We start from the raw sequence: 19422 nt of genomic DNA on the forward strand, positions 1-19422 counted from the left end.
GCGTGTTTGTGATCGGACACGCGCACCGCTAGATTGATCTTTGATGACCGAGACCGCTGCTTCCGACTTCCGCCCGTCGCAACGACATATCCGCCTGGACACCCTCCTGCGGCTGCGCTGGCTCGCGGTGCTGGGCCAGCTCGCTGCAATCTTCGTCGTGGCGCAGGGGCTCGAGTTCAATGTCGAGGTCGTTCCCTGCGTCACCATCATCGGCCTGTCGGCCATGCTCAATCTGGGGCTCCAGACCGCGATCAATCCGATGCGGCGGCTGGAGCCGATCCACGCCGCAGCGCTGCTGGCGCTGAACATCATGGAACTGGCCGGCCTGTTGTTCTTCACCGGCGGATTGCAGAACCCGTTCTCGTTCCTGTTCCTTGCGCCGGTCCTGATATCGGCCACCGCCCTGCCGGCCCGGCTGACCTTCGCTCTCGGCATTCTAGCGGTCGCCTGCGCCTCGATCCTGTTCTTCTTCCATTTCCCGCTGCCATGGGACTCCGAAGACCCTGTCGTGCTGCCGCCGATCTATCTCGTCGGCGTCTGGCTTTCGATCGTGCTCGCGATCGGGGTCACCAGCCTCTACTCGTTCCAGGTGACCGAAGAGGCGCGCAAGCTTGCGGACGCGCTTGCCGCCACCGAGCTGGTGCTGACGCGCGAGCAGCACCTGACCCAGATCGACGGCCTCGCTGCCGCTGCTGCGCACGAGCTCGGCACGCCGCTTGCGACCATCTTCCTGATCTCGCGCGAGCTGGAGAAGACGGTGAAGGATCCGAGCTTCGCCGCCGATCTCAAGACCTTGCGCGAGCAGACGCAGCGCTGCCGCGACATCCTCGGCAAGATCACCCAGCTCTCCTCCTCCGGCGCGCCGTTCGATCGCATGAAACTGTCCGAGCTGATCGAGGAGGTGGTGGCGCCGCACCGCGATTTCGGCATCGACATCAAGGTTCGGATCGCGGTGGCGGCGACATCAGAGCCGGTCGGATCGCGCAATCCTGCGGTGCTCTACGGCGTCGGCAACATCATCGAGAACGCCGTCGATTTCGCGCGCACCACCGTGGAAGTGAATGCGTGGTGGAACAACGAAACGGTCGAGATCGTGATCTCCGATGACGGCCCGGGCATTCCGCCCGATCTCATGAACCGGATCGGCGAGCCTTATTTGTCGCGTCGGCGCACCCAGGATGCCGGCGGCGGCCTCGGGCTCGGCGTGTTCATCGCCCGCACGCTGCTCGAACGCACCGGCGCCAAGGTCTCGTTTACCAACAGGACCTTTCCGGAACATGGTGCGGTGGTCCAGATCACGTGGCCGCGAGAGCGTTTTGAGGCTATCGAGAGCGTAGAGGAAACAATAGGATAGGCCGCGACCTTGCGTCGCACGCAGGGCCCGATCGACTATTGGCGGCCTTGGCACCGCCTGATTGCGGCGCCATATGTGGATGCGCAGGAGAGAGGACAAAACCTTGAACGCCATCGCCGAACTGAACGAACAAACCGACCGCTCGCTTCTCATCGTTGAGGACGACAAGCCGTTCCTGGAGCGCTTGTCGCGCGCCATGGAGACGCGCGGCTTTGCCGTGACGTCATGTGACACGGTTTCGGATGGTCTTGCGCAGATCGGCAAGTCCGCGCCCGCATTCGCCGTCGTCGATCTTCGCCTGGGTGACGGCAATGGCCTCGACGTCGTCTCCGCACTGAAGAAGAAGCGTCCCGAAGCGCGCGCGATCGTGCTGACCGGCTATGGCAACATCGCCACCGCCGTCACCGCGGTAAAGATGGGCGCGATCGATTATCTTTCGAAGCCCGCGGATGCCGACGACGTCGTCGCCGCGCTGCTCTCGACCAGCGCCGAAAAATCCGAGCTGCCGGCAAACCCGATGTCGGCTGACCGCGTGCGCTGGGAACACATCCAGCGCATTTATGAAATGTGCAACCGCAACGTCTCCGAGACGGCGCGGAGGCTCAACATGCACCGCCGCACGCTGCAGCGCATTTTGGCGAAGCGCGCGCCGAGGTAACGGTGCCGTAGGGTGGGCAAAGGCGCCCTTGCGCCGTGCCCACGTTTTCTATCCGCTTTGAACCGATAGGTTTGGTGGGCACGCTTCCGCCTTCGCTCTTGGAGCTACGGCGGACAAGTCGCTTTGCCCACCCTACGGCACCTTCTTTGTGGCGCCGCTACTCCCAAAACTCCGCATGCCCCTGCGGATCGACCAGGCGGTTGATCCGAAGCGCTGCCGCCATGCCAAACCGCACCGTGATCTGCTTGCGTGTTGCGGCGGCGATCTTGTGCTCGGGCGCCTCGCAATGCATGTGCGCGCCGTAGGCATCCGCGATGATCAGGCCGGTACCTTCGGGGAAGATCTCGCAAGGCAGATCCTGCGTGAAGGCGAAGAACAGCCGGTCGCAATGCGCGCGGTATTCGTGCCATTTCTGATCGGCGCGCAGGTCTTCGACCGACGATTTGATCTCGACGATCCAGATTTCGCCGCGCTCATTCAGCGCGACGAGGTCGGCGCGCCGGCCCGACGGCAGCGGCAGCTCGCTGATGCAGGAAAAGCCGAGTGAGCGCAGCAGTCGCGCGGTGCCGCGCGCGATGGCGAGCGCGGTTTCCGACTGGCGACGATCCGGCGGCGGCACGAGGGAGATGTTGCGGGCGGGGTTGTCCATGGCGGGAGATTAGCCGATTCCTCAGTCGTCGTCCTGGCGAAAGCCAGGACCCATTACCCCGAAAGGTGGTTGTCGCGCGAGCCACTAACCGCGAGTCTTCGCCAAACTCCTCCCTGTGGTAATGGGTCCTGGATCTGCGCTTCGCTTGTCCAGGACGACGGCGAGGGTGGGAACCCGATCTCATCACAGCACTTATCACGCAGCCGCCGCACCCCTCGGCGGGAGCATCGAGGCTGCGCGCATGATCGACGATCTCTGGTACAAGAACGCCATCATCTATTGCCTCTCGGTCGGCACCTACATGGATGCCGATGGCGACGGCATCGGCGACTTCAAGGGTTTGCTGCGCCGGCTCGATTATCTGCACGGGCTCGGCATCACCACGATCTGGCTGATGCCGTTCCAGACCTCGCCCGGACGGGACGACGGTTACGACATCGCCGACTATTACAGCGTCGATTCCCGTTACGGCACGCTCGGCGATTTCGTCGAGTTCGCCCATGGCTGCAGGCAGCGCGGCATCCGCATCATCATCGACCTCGTCGTCAACCACACCTCCGATCAGCATCACTGGTTCAAGGATGCGCGGCGCGACAGGAACTCACCCTATCGCGACTGGTATGTCTGGGCGGACAAGAAGCCGGCCAACGCCAACCAGGGCATGGTGTTTCCCGGCGTGCAGAAATCGACCTGGACGCGCGACAAGGAAGCCGGCGCCTGGTACTTCCACCGCTTCTACGATTTCCAGCCCGATCTCAACACGTCGAACCCGCTTGTGCAGGCGGAGATCCTGAAGATCATGGGCTTCTGGATTCAGCTCGGGGTCTCAGGCTTTCGCATGGACGCGGTGCCCTTCGTGATCGCCACCAAGGGCGCAAAGGTGAGCAGGCCGCTCGAACAATACGACATGCTGCGCACCCTCCGCGAATTCCTGCAATGGCGCGAGGGCGACGCCATCATCCTGGCCGAAGCCAATGTGCTGCCCGATACCGACATGGAGTATTTCGGACGCGACGCCGACCGCATGCACATGATGTTCAATTTCCACGTCAACCAACATCTGTTCTATGCGCTGGCGTCGAGCGATTCACGTCCGCTCGCCAAGGCGCTCAAAGCAACAAAGCCGCGGCCGGCGTCGGCGCAATGGGGCCTGTTCCTGCGTAATCATGACGAGCTCGACCTCGGACGACTGACCAAGGCGCAGCGCGACACCGTGTTCAACGCGTTCGGTCCCGACAAGGACATGCAGCTTTACAATCGCGGCATCCGCCGTCGGCTCGCACCGATGCTCGGCGGCGACCGCAGGCGGATCGAGCTCGCCTACAGCCTGATGTGCACGCTGCCCGGCACGCCCGTGATCCGCTACGGCGACGAGATCGCGATGGGCGACGATCTCTCGCTGCCTGAGCGCGATTGCGCGCGGACTCCGATGCAGTGGTCGACCGAGCCGCATGGCGGCTTCACCAGCAGCGACAAGCCGGCTAGCCCCGTCATCGACAAGGGCCCCTACGGCTACGAACACGTCAACGTCGCAAAACAGCGGCGCGATCCGAATTCGATGCTGAACTGGACAGAGCGGATCGTGCGCATGCGCAAGGAGGTGCCCGAGATCGGCTGGGGCGATTTTGCTGTGATCCCGACGCGCGATCCCGCCGTGTTCATCATCCGCTATGACTGGCGCAATAATTCGGTGCTGTTCGTGCATAATCTCGACGAGAAGCCGCGTGAGATCGCGTTCACGGTGGGGCTGCCCGATGATGCCGGCGCGCACCTGATCAATCTGCTCGCGGAAGACCACAGCCACGCCGACAGGCGCGGGCAGCACCGCGTGGTGCTGGAGCCCTATGGGTATCGGTGGTACCGGGTTGGCGGGCTGGATTATCTACTGAAGCGGAGCGATGTGGATGAGAAGACGGTGACGAAGGGGCACGGAAGGTAGCCCCTCACATCGCTGTCGTCCCGGCAAGGGCTACGGCGGCACGACGATCACGCCCTCATTGCCGCGCAGATCCAATACGCCTTCGAGCTTCTCGCCCTCACGATCCAGAAACGTCGACAGCAATATCTCGCTGCCAAAACGTACCGCGCTCGTCGTCACCGCAATCGGCTCGGGGCCGAGATTGAGCACGACGATGAGCGCTCCGCCCGCGGCCTCGCGGCGATAGACGAGCAAATCTCCTTGCGCGGCGATCGGGTGATAGTCGCCGGCGAGCAGCGCCGGTGAACGCTTCCGCACCGCGATCAGGCGCTTGTAGAGGCTGAGAATCGAGCGCGTGTCGGCATCGAGATTGAGGACGTTCTCGCGGACATGATCCTCCGGCAGGGGCAACCATGGTCTCGCCTCAGAGAAGCCGGAGAAATCAGACGAATCCCACTGCATCGGCGTGCGGCAGCCGTCGCGCCCCACACCGATGCCCGGCATGTTCTTCTCGAAGGGATCCCTGACATCCTCGGGCGCGATGGCGAGCTGATGCATGCCAATCTCGTCGCCGTAGTAAAGCGTCGGCGTACCGCGCAAGGTCAGCAGCAACATGGCGGCGACGCGAGCCTGCTCGGGCCCGACGCGGCTCGCGACGCGCGGGCGATCGTGATTGCCGAGCACCCAGTTCGGCCAGGCGCCTGTGGGCAGCGCCTTCTCGTAGTCGTCGATGATCTTCTCGATCGCGCGCGCGCTCCAGAAGGTCGAGAGCAGCGCGAAATTGAACGGCATCTGCGCGCCGGTGAGGTCATTGCCGTAATAGGCCATGAGGCGGTGCAGGGGCAAATAGATCTCGCCGATCAGCACGCGCGCGGAATAGGCATCGGTGACACGCCGCATCTCGGCGATGACGTCAAACACCTCCGGCTGATCGGTAGAATATTGCGTCAGAATCCGTTCATTCGACGGCCGGCCTTCGACGTAATGCGGGTTCGGCGGATTGTCGCGAAACCCGGAATCCTTGATCAGGTGCCAGATCACGTCGACACGAAAGCCATCGACACCTTTCTCCAGCCAAAATCGCATCACGTCGTACATGGCGGCGCGGACGTCAGGATTGCGCCAATTGAGGTCCGGCTGTTGGACGAGGAAGGCGTGATAGTAATATTGGCCGGTGGCCTCATCGAATTGCCATGCGCTGCCGCCGAACTCGGACAGCCAGTTGTTCGGCACGCCGCCATCCGGCGCCGGATCGCGCCAGATATACCAATCGCGTTTGGGATTATCGCGTGAGGAACGGCTTTCGACGAACCAGGGATGCTGGTCGGAGGTGTGGTTCGGCACGAGGTCGAGGATCAGCTTGAGGCCGCCTTCGTGCACAGCGCTGAGCAGCGCGTCGAAATCCGCCATCGCGCCGAACAACGGATCGATGCCGACATAGTCGGAGATGTCGTAGCCGAAATCGGCCATCGGCGAGGGGAATATAGGCGACAGCCAGATCGCGTCGACACCGAGCGATTTGACGTAAGGCAGCCGCCGCAATATGCCGGCGAGATCACCGACGCCGTCGCCGTCTGAATCCTGAAAGGAGCGGGGATAGATCTGATAGAAGATGCCGTCGCGCCACCAGTTCTTACTGCCCTGTACCATCGGAAATCCCACCCGGAAATCTGTGCTTCGCGCGAGAGAACGCGGAACGAACGCCCCGGTTCAAACAGCCACGCGAATTGGGACGGCCATGTGACGGTCAGCCAGAGCTGTTCCGCGAGCGGGCCACGACTATTTTGCTTGGCGGCGCAGCAAAAATCGGCATTGTGGCGCCATGACCGAGCAAAACGATACCAAAGCCAAGGCCGGCGCGATCATCGTTCCCGTGACGCTGTTCGAGCAGAACTGCACCATCATCTGGGACGAGCCTTCCAAGAAGGCCGTGGTGATCGATCCCGGCGGGGACGTGCCGAAGATCCTGGATGCGATCAAGCAGACCGGCGTCACCGTGGAGAAGATCTGGCTGACCCATGGCCATATCGACCATGTCGGCGGTGCGGCCGACTTGCGCGATGCGCTGAAGGTGCCGATCGAGGGCCCGCATGTGGCCGACAAATATCTGCTCGACAACGTGGTCGAGAGCGGCGCGCGCTTCGGCATGACCGGGGTGCGCAATTTCGAGCCGGACCGCTGGCTCGACGAGGGCGACACCGTGTCGATTGGCGCGCTGACATTCGACATCCTGCACTGCCCTGGTCACTCGCCGGGCAGCGTGGTGTTCTTCAACAGGGATTTGCGCTTCGCCCATGTCGGCGACGTGCTGTTTGCGGGCTCGGTCGGACGCACCGATCTGCCCGGCGGCAGTCATGCGACACTGATCAACTCGATCATGACCAAGCTGCTGCCGCTCGGCGACGACGTCGGCTTCATCTGCGGCCACGGCGCCGGCTCGAGCATCGGGCAGGAGCGGATGACAAATCCGTTCATCACCGGCGAGATGTGAGTCTTGTTCGGCGGCGTCGGCCACCGCCGCCACAAACACCGCCGTCGTCCCGGACAAGCGTCAGCGCAGATCCAGGACGGCAGCTGAGTTTGTATCGACCAACTACTTCATCAAGCCCGCGGCGGTCAGTGCACGGGTGATGATCTGGCCGAGATCGAAGCCTCGGCCTTTGGCGCGCTTCGGCTCGGCCTTCTCCTCGGCGACTTTCGCACGGATCGTGCGGGCGAGGTGCGGGGCGGGTGAGCGCGCAGGCACAGGCTTTGCCAGAGCTACAGGCTTTGTCTCGGCCTTTTTCTTGGCGTCCTGAATCCAGCCGGTCAGGCCGAAGAATTTTGCGATGTGATAGGATGAGGAGATGCCGGCCTCGATCAGGAAGGCGCCTTCGATGCCATAGCGCTGGTCGTTGTCGGCGAGCCCGAGTGGCGTGCCGTGGGCCATGCCTGTGATGGCGTAGGATTCGACCAGCGTCTCACCGCTCTTGTTCCACCAGGCCTGGCGCGGATAGCCGTCGACATTGGTCTCGGCCATCGGCGTCATCGGCAGATCGTGCAGATCGAGCCACTGCTTGACGATCTCGTTGGCATTGCCGGGATTGACGGTGCGATCGGCGCTGCCATGCCACACCGAAATTTTCGGCCATGGCCCGCGATGGTCAGAGGCGCGCCGCACGAAATCGCCAAGCTCGCGCTCGGGCCGCGCAGGCGAATGGAACATGCCGTCGAGCGCCTCGCGCAGATTCGACGCAATGCCGTAAGGCAGACCTGCGATGATCGCGCCGGCTGCGAACACTTCCGGATAGGTCGCGAGCATCACCGAAGCCATGCCGCCGCCGGCCGAGAGTCCGGTGATGAAGACGCGTTTGGGATCGACGCGATGCGCCTGAACCATATGCGCGATCATCTCGCGGATCGAACGCGCCTCGCCGCTGTCGCGCGCGGTGTCCTCGGGGCTGAACCAGTTGAAGCAGGTGTTGCCGTTGTTGACGCGCTGCTGCTCGGGCAGCACCAATGCAAAGCCGTAGTGACGCGCGAGCGTCGACCAGCCGGCGCCGAGATCGTAAGCGGCTGCCGTCTGGCCGCAGCCATGCAGCACGACGACGAGCGCGCGCGGCTTCTGCAATTCCGCCGGCACGAACGCGAACATGCGCAGGGCCCCCGGATTGTCGCCGAAGCCGGTGACTTCCGTCAGCGGGCTGGACGTATCAGTGCCTGCACCGAAGTCCGGCAGACGCAGACCGTCCATTCTTCGATCGAGTCTCGGCAGGCGTCTCAACAGATCGACATTGCGGGCAAGCGACACGGCAAATTCCTGGTGGGCGGCTTTCAACGTTTACCCAGAGCAGATAGTTGCTGCAGTGCAAAATGAAAAGACCGTGTGCTGCCGATCACTCCTAGATCACACAAAATCCCGCAGAAATCCGCACGTATTAACCGCAGTGCCTCAACTTCGTGCAGCGGCGCGACACATCCATGACAGGAATGCGGCTGACGTCATCATTAACGCCGCAAACAGCACGAGCGAGACGAGAAATCCTGCGCGCGTTGATTGCAGTGATTCGATCGCGAAGAACACCACGCCGATGCGCAACCTGTGGTCAACCGCCACGGGCTGCGACACCGCTTGGGCGGCGCCCCTGCGGATCTGCTTTGTGACGGTTTGATGCATGGCATCAGCTTTAACCGCACGATGACCGGCTTGGCGCCTTGGCCTGATTGCTGCATGTCGGCTCCCGCTGATTCAGCGGGCTCGGAAGTCTTCCGGATGTACGACTACGACATGGTGGTGATCGGCTCGGGCCCATCGGGGCGCCGGGCCGCGGTGCAATGTGCCAAGCTCGGCAAGGCTGTGCTTGTGGTGGAAAAAGGCCGGCGGGTCGGCGGCGTCTCGGTTCACACCGGCACGATCCCCTCCAAGACGCTGCGCGAGACGGTGCTCAATCTCTCGGGCTGGCGCGAGCGCGGCTTTTACGGCCGCTCCTACCGGGTGAAGCAGGATATCGCCGCGAGCGATCTGATGACGCGGCTGCAGAAGACGCTCGACCACGAGGTCGAGGTGCTCGAGCATCAATTCAGCCGCAACCTCGTCCGCACCGCCAATGGCGAGGCGCGCCTGGTGTCGCCGCACGAGGTCGAGATCACCAGCGCCATCGGCGAGACCAAGACCGTGTCGGCCGCCTTCATCCTGATCGCCTGCGGCACGCGCCCGTTCCGCCCCGACTATGTGCCGTTCGACGGCGTCACCGTGCTCGACAGCGACGAGATCATCGAGCTGCCAAAACTGCCGCGCAGCCTCGCCGTGATCGGCGCCGGCGTGATCGGTGTCGAATACGCCACCATCTTCAGCGCGCTCGACGTGCCCGTGACCCTGATCGAGCCGCGGCCGACCTTCCTCGATTTCATCGACAAGGAACTGATCGACGAGTTCATGCACGAGCTGCGCGACCGCAACGTCGCGCTGCGGCTCGGCGCCAAGGTCAATTCGATCGAGAAGAATGCGCAGGGCAGCACCGTCACGCATCTCTCCGACGGGCGACACGTCACCACGGAAATGCTGCTGTTTGCGGCCGGCCGCGTCGGCGCCACCGACCGGCTCAATCTGGAGGCCGCCGGCATCGCCGTCGATCATCGCGGCCGCATCAAGGTCGACCCTGTCACCTTGCAGACCAGCGTGCCGCACATCTATGCGGCCGGCGACGTGATCGGCTTTCCGAGCCTCGCCTCGACCTCGATGGAGCAGGGCCGCGTCGCCGCCTGCCACGCGCTCGGCATGGAGCCCTTGGCGCCGCCGGAATTCTTTCCCTACGGCATCTATTCGGTGCCGGAGATCTCGACCGCCGGGCTGACGGAAGAAGAGGTGCGCACGCGCGGCATTCCCTACGAGGTCGGCATCGCCCGCTTCCGCGAGACCTCGCGCGGTCACATCATGGGGCTGAACAGCGGCATGATGAAGATGATCTTCTCGACCAAGACCCGCCGCCTGCTCGGCGTACACATTCTCGGCGAAGGCGCCACCGAGCTGATCCATATCGGCCAGGCCGTGCTGAATCTCAAAGGCACCATCGACTATTTCATCCAGAACACGTTCAACTATCCGACGCTGGCCGAGGCCTACAAGATCGCCGGGCTCGATGCGTGGAACAGGATGACGCGGTGATCCTTCCTCACCTCGCCGCGTAAGAACGGGGAGAGGGAGAAGAGACATCTCGTCTCAGCGCGCATGCCTTTCATTCCGCAGCGCGGGACATCGCGCGATTGCGTTCGTGCCATCGGACACGTAGCTTCCGCCTACCAACAAATAGAAAAACAAAGCCGGAGAGAACGCCATGGCGCGCCTGAAGTTTGGGGCCTTTCTTGCCCCGCATCACCCGATCGGGGAGCACCCGATGCTCCAGTTCCGGCGCGATCTCGACCTGGTCGAGCAGCTCGACAATCTCGGCTATGACGAGTTCTGGTGCGGCGAGCACCATTCCTCCGGCTGGGAGATGATCGCTTCGCCCGAAATGTTCCTGGCCGCAGCCGGCGAGCGCACCAAGCGGATCAGGCTCGGCACCGGCGTGATATCGCTGCCCTATCACCATCCCTTCAACGTCGCCCAGCGCATGGTGCAGCTCGACCATATGACGGGCGGCCGCGCCATCTTCGGCTCCGGCCCGGGCGCGCTCGCCTCCGACGCGCACACGCTCGGCATCGATCCGATGACGCAGCGCGATCGCCAGGACGAGGCGATCGACGTGATCCGTCGCCTGTTCAACGGCGAGCGTGTCACCGCCAAGACCGACTGGTTCACCATGAACGACGCCGCGCTGCAGATCCTGCCCCTGCAGGAGGAGATGCCGTTCGTCGTGGCCTCGCAGATCTCGCCTTCGGGCATGACGCTGGCCGGCAAATACGGCATCGGCATCATCTCGCTGGGCTCGATGACGACACAGGGGCTGATGTCGCTGCAGCAGCAATGGCAGTTCGCCGAAGATGCCGCCAAAAAGCATGGCACCAAGGTCAACCGCGCCGACTGGCGCGTGCTCCTGTCCTTCCACATCGCCGAGAGCCGTGAGCAGGCGCGGAAAGAAGCCGGCGCCGGGCTGATGCGCTGGCACAACGAATATAATGTCGGCACGCTGCAGCGGCCGGGCCTGACCGAATTCTCCTCGCCCGACGAAGCCGTGGACAAGACCGCGTTTGTCGAGGGCGCGGCGTCAACCATCGGCACGCCCGACGATCTCGTCAAAACCATCAAGAACGTGATGGAAGTCTCCGGCGGCGTCGGCGCCATCATCGGCTTCGTGCATGACTGGGCCAATCCGGAAGCCACGCGCCGCAGCTGGGACATGGTGGCGCGCTATGTCGTACCTGAAATCAACGGCTATATCGACGGCCTGCGCAGGTCGCAAAAGTTCGTGATCGAGAACCGCGCGATCTTCGAGCGCGCGGGACAAGCCGTGATGGCCAAGATCATGCAAAACGAGAAGGCCGCCGAGGCGCTGAAGGTGACCGGCCCCGGCCGCGTCGCCATTCCCGCCGTCAACGCGCCGGATCTGCAGAAGGAAGCGGCCAAGCGATAGGTCTAGATCACCCGTCGTCGCCGGATTGTGCTATAGAAGCGCGGCTAACCGGAGCAATCGTCATGTCGATGCAGAACGTGGCCTCACCCGCGCTTGAGTACACAGCGCCCAAGCGCAATGCGCTGACGCACATTCCCGGCGACGAGGGCTGGCCGATCATCGGCAAGACCTTTCAGACGCTCGCCGATCCCAAGGGGCATATCGAGGCGAACGGCGCCAAATACGGCCCTGTTTATCGCACCCATTTGTTCGGCGAGACCAACGTGGTGCTGCTCGGGCCCGAGGCCAACGAGCTCGTGCTGTTCGACCAGCAGAAGCTGTTCTCGTCCACGCACGGCTGGAACAAGGTGCTGGGCCTGCTGTTTCCGCGCGGTCTGATGCTGCTCGATTTCGACGAGCACCGGCTGCATCGCAAGGCGCTGTCGGTCGCGTTCAAGTCCGGGCCGATGAAGTCGTATCTGAGCGATCTCGATCGCGGCATCTCCGCGCGCGTCGCCCGGTGGAAGGCCAAGCCCGGCGAGATGCAGCTTTATCCGGCGATGAAGCAGCTCACGCTCGATCTCGCGGCGGCGTCTTTCCTCGGCGCCGACATCGGGCCCGAAGTGGACGAGATCAACCGCGCCTTCGTCGACATGGTGGCGGCCGCCGTCGCCCCGATCCGCCGTCCCCTGCCCGGCACCCAGATGGCGGCCGGCGTGAAGGGGCGCAAACGCATCATCGCCTATTTCCGCGAGCAGATTCCGCTCCGTCGCGGCAATCACGGTGGCGATGATCTGTTCTCGCAGCTCTGCCGCGCCACCCATGAGGATGGTGCGCTGCTGTCCGATCAGGACATCATCGACCATATGAGCTTCCTGATGATGGCCGCGCACGACACGCTGACATCGTCGCTGACCTCCTTCATCGGCGAGCTCGCCGCCAACAAGGACTGGCAGACCAGGTTGCGAGACGAGGTTCTCGCGCTCGGGCTGGCGCCGGGCGCGCCGACCAGCTTCGATGATCTCGAAAAGATGCCGCTGTCGGAGATGGCGTTCAAGGAAGCACTGCGGATCAAGCCGCCGGTGCCCTCGATGCCGCGCCGCGCGATGCGCGATTTCACCTTCAAGGGCTTCACGATCCCGGCCGGCACCGCGGTCGGCGTCAATCCGCTCTACACGCATCATATGAAGGACATCTGGCCGGAGCCGGACCGTTTCGATCCGTTGCGCTTCACCGAGGAAGCCCAGCGCAACCGTCACCGCTTCGCCTGGGTGCCGTTCGGCGGCGGCGCGCATATGTGCCTCGGCCTGCACTTCGCCTACATGCAGGCGAAGTGTTTCGCGCGGCATTTCCTGCAAAACATCGAAGTGTCGCTCGCGCCGGGCTACAAGCCGGATTGGCAGATGTGGCCGATCCCGAAGCCGCGGGATGGATTGAAGGTGCGGATGAAGGCGGTCTAGCGCTCGCTTCTCGTTTCTTCTTTAATCTCCGCGGCGACAGAAGTGGTGGGTTACGCCAGCGCCTGCGCGCAGACGCCGTCTAACCCACCCTACGGCACTGTCGCCGGAGCTGCGAGGCTTCCTGATTGAACGCCATGCGCGCGAGCGCTGCCGCTGGCTTCGGTTGCGCGGGCCTGCGATCACAATTTTGGCACCTTCGGCAATGAAGACTTCGGCATGGGGAAGCTGATCGACGAATTCCGCAAGGGCTGGCAGGGCGTAGCGCCGCCATCGCTTGGTCTCAGCATTGCATTCGCGGTGGCCTGCCTGCTGCTCTCGACCTTGGCGCGCTGGGGCCTCGCGCATGTCCGCCCCGACGTCTACTTCACGCCGTACTTCCCGGCCGTGTTCTTTGCAGCCGCCTTCGGAGGGCTGCGGGTCGGCATCGTGACCGCGCTGGTCGGCGGCGTGCTCGGCGTCGTCCTGAATTTCGGCGACGCCTATGCCGATCGCGCGCGGTTCGCGCTGCTGACGCTCTATTGGGGCGTCTGTGCGCTCACCATCTGGGGCGTCGAGCATTATCGCACGATGCTGGCGGAGCAGCGCAGGATTTCCAGGCGCCTGATTGAAGAAGAAGACTATCGCAAGGTGCTGGTCGACGAGCTGCAGCACCGGCTCAAGAACAAGCTGTCGACCGTGCACGCCGTGCTGCACCAGGTGCTGCACGATCAGCCACAGGTCTGGGCCCGGATCGACCCGCGGCTGCGCTCGCTGGCCGCGACCGACGATCTGATCTCGCGGATCGACAAGGCCGGATGCGACATCCGCGATCTCCTGATCTCCGAGCTCGGCCCTTACGGCCATGTCCGCTTCACTCTCAATGGTGATCGGCTGTTCCTGCCACCGAAGCTAGCGGTGACATTGTCACTGATGTTTCACGAGCTCGCCACCAACGCCGGCAAATACGGCGCCTTCTCATCACCGCGCGGATTGTTGCAGGTATCATGGACCCTCACCGACGATCGCCTGACCGTCACCTGGGACGAAACCGAGGGGCCGACTGTCGGCGACATCTCGGCGCCCGGCTTCGGCACCAAGCTCCTGAAGTCGGCGCTCTCGGCCTTCGACGGCAAGACCGAGGTCTCTTATTTGAAGACCGGGCTGCATTGCATCATGCAGTGCAGGATTCCCAAGAGTGAATAGCCTGCGCGCACGCCTCGTCCTTCGAGACGACCGCTCCGCGGTCATCCTCAGGATGAGGCTAAATACTCGTCGACAACGGCTCACATGTCTTCAAACGAAAGCGATCCGCGCGCTATGCTCGCGCTTTCGCAAGCGTTGTTGACCTTCTGTTAATGACGATCGGCGGCGTGCCCTGCATCGCGGCAAGTTTCTCGCCAAACACCCCAGTATTTCTGCGGACCCCTTAACCAAACCTAAGAGGGAACTGCGCATGATCGCGCCCATTGCAAAGGCGCGCTGAAACAACAAGATTCATGACTTCTATGAACGACAACAAATATTCCGGCGCGAGCGAAGCCGAACTCGGTTTCCTCAAGGAAATCGTTAGAATGCTGCCTGCCGGCCTGACCGTGCAGGACGCGCAAGGCAAGCTTCTCCTGGTTAACGATGTCGCCGCCGCCCAGCTCGGCATGGACGGCAGTCGTCCATCGCCGGATCTCGCGCAACGCCGCGAGGCATGCGAGCGCGCGCTCAAGGCCGGACAAGCCGTTGTCTCCGAAGAAGCGCTCCAGGACGGCGCCGCGCGCCAGGTGCTGCTGACCACCCATCGGCCGGTGCAGCTCGCCGGACGCGAGCTCTTGATCTCGGCTTCCGCCGACATCACCGAACAAAAGAATTTCGAGGACCAGCTGTTTCGCTCGGCCTATTTCGACGAGCTGACCGGACTACCCTCGCGGCGCGTGATCGAACATCGCGCCAACAGCCTGCTGGCGCGCGATCGCAGCGGTGAGCAGTTCGCTCTCGCCTTTCTCGACGTCGACAATTTCAAGCACATCAACGACTATTACGGCCACGCCGTCGGCGACGCGCTGCTGGTCGAGCTGTCGAAGCGGCTTGGGCGCGACTTGCGCGATTCCGACATGCTGTCACGCATCTCCGGCGACGAATTCCTGCTGCTGCTCTCACCGATCCAGAGCCAGGAGGAAGTCGCAGAATTCATGCGGTCGACCCTGGAGCGGCTGACCGCGCCGTTCTTCATCGACAATTCGGAGGTCTTCGTCTCGACCTCGGTCGGCGTCAGCCTCTATCCCGATCATGGTCGCAGCTTCGAGACGCTGCGCCAGAACGCCGACATCGCGATGTACCGCATCAAGAACAATGGCAAGGGATCTGCCTCCTTCTTCGATGCCGGCATGGAGCGCGAGGCGCTGGCACGGATGAAGATCGAGCAGTCGCTGCGGATGGCCATCCTCGAAAAGCGGTTCTGCTGCGCCTTCCAGTCCAAGGTCGACATCCGCACGCAGGAGGTGAAGGGCATCGAGGCGCTGGTGCGGCTGCGCGACGACGAGGGCGTGATCCAGGCGCCGGGCTCGTTCATCAATCTCGCGGGCGAGCTTGGGCTGATCGACGAATTGACCCATCTCGTGCTGGCCGAGATCGTCAAGTCGATCGACCTGATCAACGACACCTTTGGCGCGGAAGCCACCATCAGCATCAACGTCGCCGCCAAGCAGGCCGGCAACCCCGAATTCATGCGCAACTTCGCGCAGGCGCTGGAGGACACCGGCTTTCCCGGGCGATTCATGATCGAGGTGACGGAGGACGCCTTCGTCGCCAAGAACCACTTTCAGGCCGAAATCCTGCCGATGTTCCGCAAGCTCGGCGTCGGCATCTCCATCGACGATTTCGGCACCGGCTATTCGTCGCTGTCGGCGCTCGCCGACATCACCGCCGACGAGATCAAGATCGACCGTTCCTTCATCACCGACATCCATAAGCGGCCGCGCAGCCAGGGCATCCTGCGCGCGATCGAATCCCTGAGCGAAGCGCTCGGCATGACGGTCATTGCCGAAGGCATCGAATCCTACGAGGAACTCGCCTATCTCCAGGCCGCGACCAAGATCCGCTATGCGCAGGGCTATTACTTCGCCCGCCCGATCTTCCTGGAGGAGCTGAAGCTCGCCACCCCCGCATCAAGCGAGTCCCGCGCGAGCGTCTCTGCCGCCCGTCCGATGCAGCAGAATCGGCAGGGTTATTCGCGGGCAAACGGGTATCGGCGGTAACTGACGCAGCGCAGCAAGCTCACTGTCATCCCGGGGCGCGCAAAAGCGCTTGTCCGGGACGACGACCGAGTCTGACGCCGGACTTCTGCATTAACCCCGCCCCACCGATTCCCCTTTGAAACAGCTGCGCTTTTGGTAATAAACAGGCGGGCTTCCCGCGAGGTACGCCATGTCCGGTCCCTCTTCCGTCGTCAGTGATCCCGCCTACATCCGCGCCCGCGCGATGGAGACGCTGTTCGAGCGGCTGGAGCATCTGTGCGAAGGTGCCATCGCGATCGATCGCAGCGGACGTGTGGTCTATGTCAACGAGAAATACGTGACCGCGATCGGCCTCTCGCATGAATCCGAGGCGCTCGGCCGTCCGATCGAGGAGGTCATCCCCAACAGCCTGATGCGCAGGGTCGTGGAAACGGGCGAGCCGATCATCCTGGACATCATGGAGCTTGGCGGCGAGCAGCTCGTCGTCACCCGCATGCCGATCGAGGACGAGAAAGGCAACATCATCGGTGCGATCGGCTTCGTGCTCTATGATCGCCTCGAAGGCCTGAAGCCGCTGCTCGGTCGCGTCGCCCAGCTCGAGAACGACCTGCGGCTGGCACGACGACAATTGTCGCACGCGCGCGCCGCACGTTTCACCTTCGAGGACTATGTCGGCAACACCGCGAGCATCGCGCAGGCCAAGAAGCTCGCCGCGCGCGCCGCGCGCCAGAGCGTCACCGTGCTGCTCACCGGCGAGACCGGTACTGGCAAGGAAATGCTGGCGCAGGCGATTCACAATGCGTCCGCGCGCGCCGAAAAGCCGTTCGTCAGCGTCAACGTCGCGGCGATCCCGGATACGCTGATCGAATCGGAGTTCTTCGGTGCGGCGCCGGGCGCCTACACCGGCGCGGATCGCAAGGGCCGCGACGGAAAATTCCGGGTCGCCGACGGCGGCACGCTGTTTCTGGACGAGATCGGCGAGATGCCGCTGCAATTGCAGGCCAAGCTGCTGCGCGTTCTGCAGGAGCGGGAGATCGAACCGCTCGGCTCCGACAAGGTCACCAAGGTTGACGTTCGCGTGATTGCGGCCACCAATGTCGACCTGCACAAGCGGGTCAGCGAGGGGACATTCCGGGCCGATCTCTACTATCGGCTGAACGTGCTCTCGATTGTGCTGCCGCCGCTGCGCCAGTGCCTGGACGACCTGCCCGAGATCTGCGGACGGCTGCTCGAAGACATCAGCGCATCCGGCGACTATCTCAATGCCAGGATCACGCCGAGCGGCCTGACTGCGCTCGCGCGGTACGGCTGGCCCGGCAATGTCCGCGAGCTGCGCAACATCCTGGAACGGGCGCTGATCCTGAGCGATTCGGGACGCCTCACCAGCGACGACTTCGATCGCATTCTCCCTGTGAGCGCAGAAATGATACCCGCGGCACCATTGCGGCCGACCGGTCTCGTCCTGCCCTATGCGGAAGCCGAGGCCGAGTTCGAGAAGCACACGCTGGAGCAGGCGCTTGCCGCCAGCAACGGCCAGATCTCGGAAGCAGCCAAGATGCTCCAGATCTCGCGCGCGACCTTCTACAAGAAGCTCGCCAAGTTCGGGCTCGCCTCGGGCGCCGCCACCGTCTGAGATCCGAGACACCGCGTGTCCGGAGTCTCGGATTCCTGACACGGCGCTCCGAGATCGCTTCTCCGAGCGGACGCTGAATCTGCTGTATTTTAAGCCATTTTGCCTCATGCGAACGCAACTGGCGCGGACCTTGCTCTTCGCTCTGCACAATGACGCATGCTGCACATGCGCATTCGCAACCAGGGAGGACGCAAGATGAGTGAAGCGATCTCAGTCCATCAGCTTCAGGCCAAACAGCCCTCGCACGTCACGGTCGCCACCGCGAGCCTGATCGGCACGGCCATCGAGTGGTACGACTTCTTCCTCTACGGCACCGCCGCGGCGCTGATTTTCAACAAGCTGTTCTTTCCGACCTTCGATCCCATGATCGGCACGCTGCTGGCGTTCGCGACCTATGCGCTCGGCTTCATCGCGCGTCCACTCGGCGGCGTCGTGTTCGGTCACTACGGCGACAAGATCGGCCGCAAGACCATGCTGTATCTCACGCTGCTGATCATGGGCGCAGCGACGGCTGCGATCGGATTCCTCCCGACCTACGACACCGCCGGCATCTGGGCCGCCATCCTGCTCGTGACCTGCCGTCTGGTTCAGGGCTTTGGCCTCGGTGGCGAATGGGGCGGCGCTGTGCTGATGGCAGTCGAGCATGCGCCCGAGAACAGGAAGGGCTTTTACGGCAGCTGGCCGCAACTTGGCGCGCCGCTCGGCCTCGTGCTCGGCACGCTGGTCTTTTCGGTGGTCTCGGCGATGCTGACGGACGCGCAACTGCTGGCCTGGGGCTGGCGCATCCCGTTCCTGTTCTCGATCGCGCTGGTGCTGGTCGGCTTGTGGATCCGCTTCACCATCGCGGAATCGCCGGAATTCCAGAAGGTCAAGGACAGCAAGCAGGAAGTGAAGATGCCGATCCTCGAGGCGATCAGGATGTATCCGAAGAACATCCTGCTCGCGATGGGCGCGCGCTTCGCGGAGAACGGCTTTTTCTACATCTACGCGACCTTCGTGCTCGCCTATGCGACGCAATCGCTCGGCATGAACAGGCAGGATATGCTGAACGGCGTGTTGATAGCAGCCGCGATCGAGACCGTCACCATTCCGGCTTTCGGCGCGCTATCGGACAAGCTCGGGCGCCGGCCGATCTATATTTTCGGCGCGGTGTTCTCGGCGCTGATGTCGTTCCCGCTGTTCACGCTGCTGGCGACCAAGAATCCGCAATATGCCTGGATTGCGATCGTGCTTGGCCTCGCGGTCGGTCATGCCGCGATGTACGGCCCGCAGGCGAGCTTCCTGTCGGAGCTGTTCGGCACCAAGGTGCGCTATAGCGGCGTCTCGCTCGGCTACAACCTCGCCTCGATCTTCGCCGGCGCGCTGTCGCCGTTGATCGCGACGGGCCTGATGACGGCCTATGCACCCGCGACCTGGCCGATCTCGGTCTACATGATCGCGCTTGCGATCATCACGGTGGTCTCGGTCTATTTCGCGACCGAAACGCGCAAGGTCGGCCAAGCCTGAAGGACCCGTCGTT

Annotated in this window: 15 protein-coding genes; 11 read left to right on the plus strand and 4 right to left on the minus strand. The window is 63.3% G+C overall.

Features of this window, described 5'->3' with window-relative positions; translation table 11 throughout:
- The first annotated feature begins 43 nt into the window (after positions 1-43).
- Positions 44-1354 carry an ActS/PrrB/RegB family redox-sensitive histidine kinase gene (locus M2427_RS38240; RefSeq protein ID WP_280711980.1) on the plus strand — a complete coding sequence of 437 codons (1311 nt, stop codon included), beginning with the start codon at positions 44-46 and terminating at the stop codon, positions 1352-1354.
- Between the two features lie 103 nt (positions 1355-1457).
- A complete protein-coding gene (locus M2427_RS38245; RefSeq protein WP_271607750.1) occupies positions 1458-2012 on the plus strand; it encodes an ActR/PrrA/RegA family redox response regulator transcription factor in 555 nt (184 codons plus the stop codon).
- A 157-nt stretch (positions 2013-2169) separates the two neighbouring features.
- Here the strand turns inward: M2427_RS38245 and M2427_RS38250 are convergent, their stop codons facing one another.
- Positions 2170-2661, minus strand: a complete 492-nt coding sequence (locus tag M2427_RS38250; RefSeq protein ID WP_280711981.1) for an MmcB family DNA repair protein — start codon at positions 2659-2661, stop codon at positions 2170-2172.
- Positions 2662-2902: 241 nt separating this feature from the next.
- On the opposite strand from M2427_RS38250, the gene M2427_RS38255 reads away from it, so the two are divergent.
- On the plus strand, positions 2903-4600 hold the full coding sequence (locus M2427_RS38255) for an alpha-amylase family protein (protein ID WP_280711982.1): 1698 nt from the start codon (positions 2903-2905) through the stop codon (positions 4598-4600).
- A gap of 30 nt (positions 4601-4630) precedes the next feature.
- Here the strand turns inward: M2427_RS38255 and M2427_RS38260 are convergent, their stop codons facing one another.
- Entirely contained in the window at positions 4631-6229 is a 1599-nt protein-coding gene (locus M2427_RS38260; protein WP_280711983.1) for an alpha-amylase family glycosyl hydrolase, read from the minus strand.
- Between the two features lie 172 nt (positions 6230-6401).
- On the opposite strand from M2427_RS38260, the gene M2427_RS38265 reads away from it, so the two are divergent.
- The gene (locus tag M2427_RS38265) at positions 6402-7070 is read left to right on the plus strand and encodes an MBL fold metallo-hydrolase (protein ID WP_280711984.1); all 669 of its coding nucleotides are present in this window, start codon (positions 6402-6404) and stop codon (positions 7068-7070) included.
- 102 nt (positions 7071-7172) lie between these two features.
- Here the strand turns inward: M2427_RS38265 and M2427_RS38270 are convergent, their stop codons facing one another.
- Positions 7173-8369, minus strand: a complete 1197-nt coding sequence (locus tag M2427_RS38270) for a PHB depolymerase family esterase (protein ID WP_280711985.1) — start codon at positions 8367-8369, stop codon at positions 7173-7175.
- A gap of 141 nt (positions 8370-8510) precedes the next feature.
- On the minus strand, positions 8511-8735 hold the full coding sequence (locus M2427_RS38275) for a hypothetical protein (protein WP_280711986.1): 225 nt from the start codon (positions 8733-8735) through the stop codon (positions 8511-8513).
- A gap of 96 nt (positions 8736-8831) precedes the next feature.
- Between M2427_RS38275 and sthA the strand changes: the two genes are divergently transcribed.
- The 7 genes from sthA to M2427_RS38310 all read left to right on the plus strand — a co-directional run bounded on the left by sthA (position 8832) and on the right by M2427_RS38310 (position 19409).
- Positions 8832-10223 (plus strand): Si-specific NAD(P)(+) transhydrogenase, encoded by a 1392-nt coding sequence (gene sthA / locus M2427_RS38280; RefSeq protein WP_280712016.1) that lies wholly within the window; start codon positions 8832-8834, stop codon positions 10221-10223.
- Between the two features lie 169 nt (positions 10224-10392).
- The gene (locus M2427_RS38285) at positions 10393-11628 is read left to right on the plus strand and encodes an LLM class flavin-dependent oxidoreductase (protein ID WP_280711987.1); all 1236 of its coding nucleotides are present in this window, start codon (positions 10393-10395) and stop codon (positions 11626-11628) included.
- 62 nt (positions 11629-11690) lie between these two features.
- Positions 11691-13067, plus strand: a complete 1377-nt coding sequence (locus tag M2427_RS38290) for a cytochrome P450 (protein WP_280711988.1) — start codon at positions 11691-11693, stop codon at positions 13065-13067.
- A gap of 216 nt (positions 13068-13283) precedes the next feature.
- Entirely contained in the window at positions 13284-14249 is a 966-nt protein-coding gene (locus M2427_RS38295; protein WP_280711989.1) for a sensor histidine kinase, read from the plus strand.
- A 302-nt stretch (positions 14250-14551) separates the two neighbouring features.
- Complete coding sequence (locus M2427_RS38300) at positions 14552-16291, plus strand: EAL domain-containing protein (protein WP_280711990.1); 1740 nt, start codon at positions 14552-14554, stop codon at positions 16289-16291.
- A 169-nt stretch (positions 16292-16460) separates the two neighbouring features.
- Positions 16461-17903 carry a sigma 54-interacting transcriptional regulator gene (locus M2427_RS38305; RefSeq protein WP_280711991.1) on the plus strand — a complete coding sequence of 481 codons (1443 nt, stop codon included), beginning with the start codon at positions 16461-16463 and terminating at the stop codon, positions 17901-17903.
- 195 nt (positions 17904-18098) lie between these two features.
- Positions 18099-19409, plus strand: a complete 1311-nt coding sequence (locus tag M2427_RS38310; protein ID WP_280711992.1) for an MFS transporter — start codon at positions 18099-18101, stop codon at positions 19407-19409.
- Positions 19410-19422 lie beyond the last annotated feature (13 nt).

The organism is Bradyrhizobium sp. BR13661 (assembly GCF_029892425.1).
GTDB lineage: Bacteria > Pseudomonadota > Alphaproteobacteria > Rhizobiales > Xanthobacteraceae > Bradyrhizobium.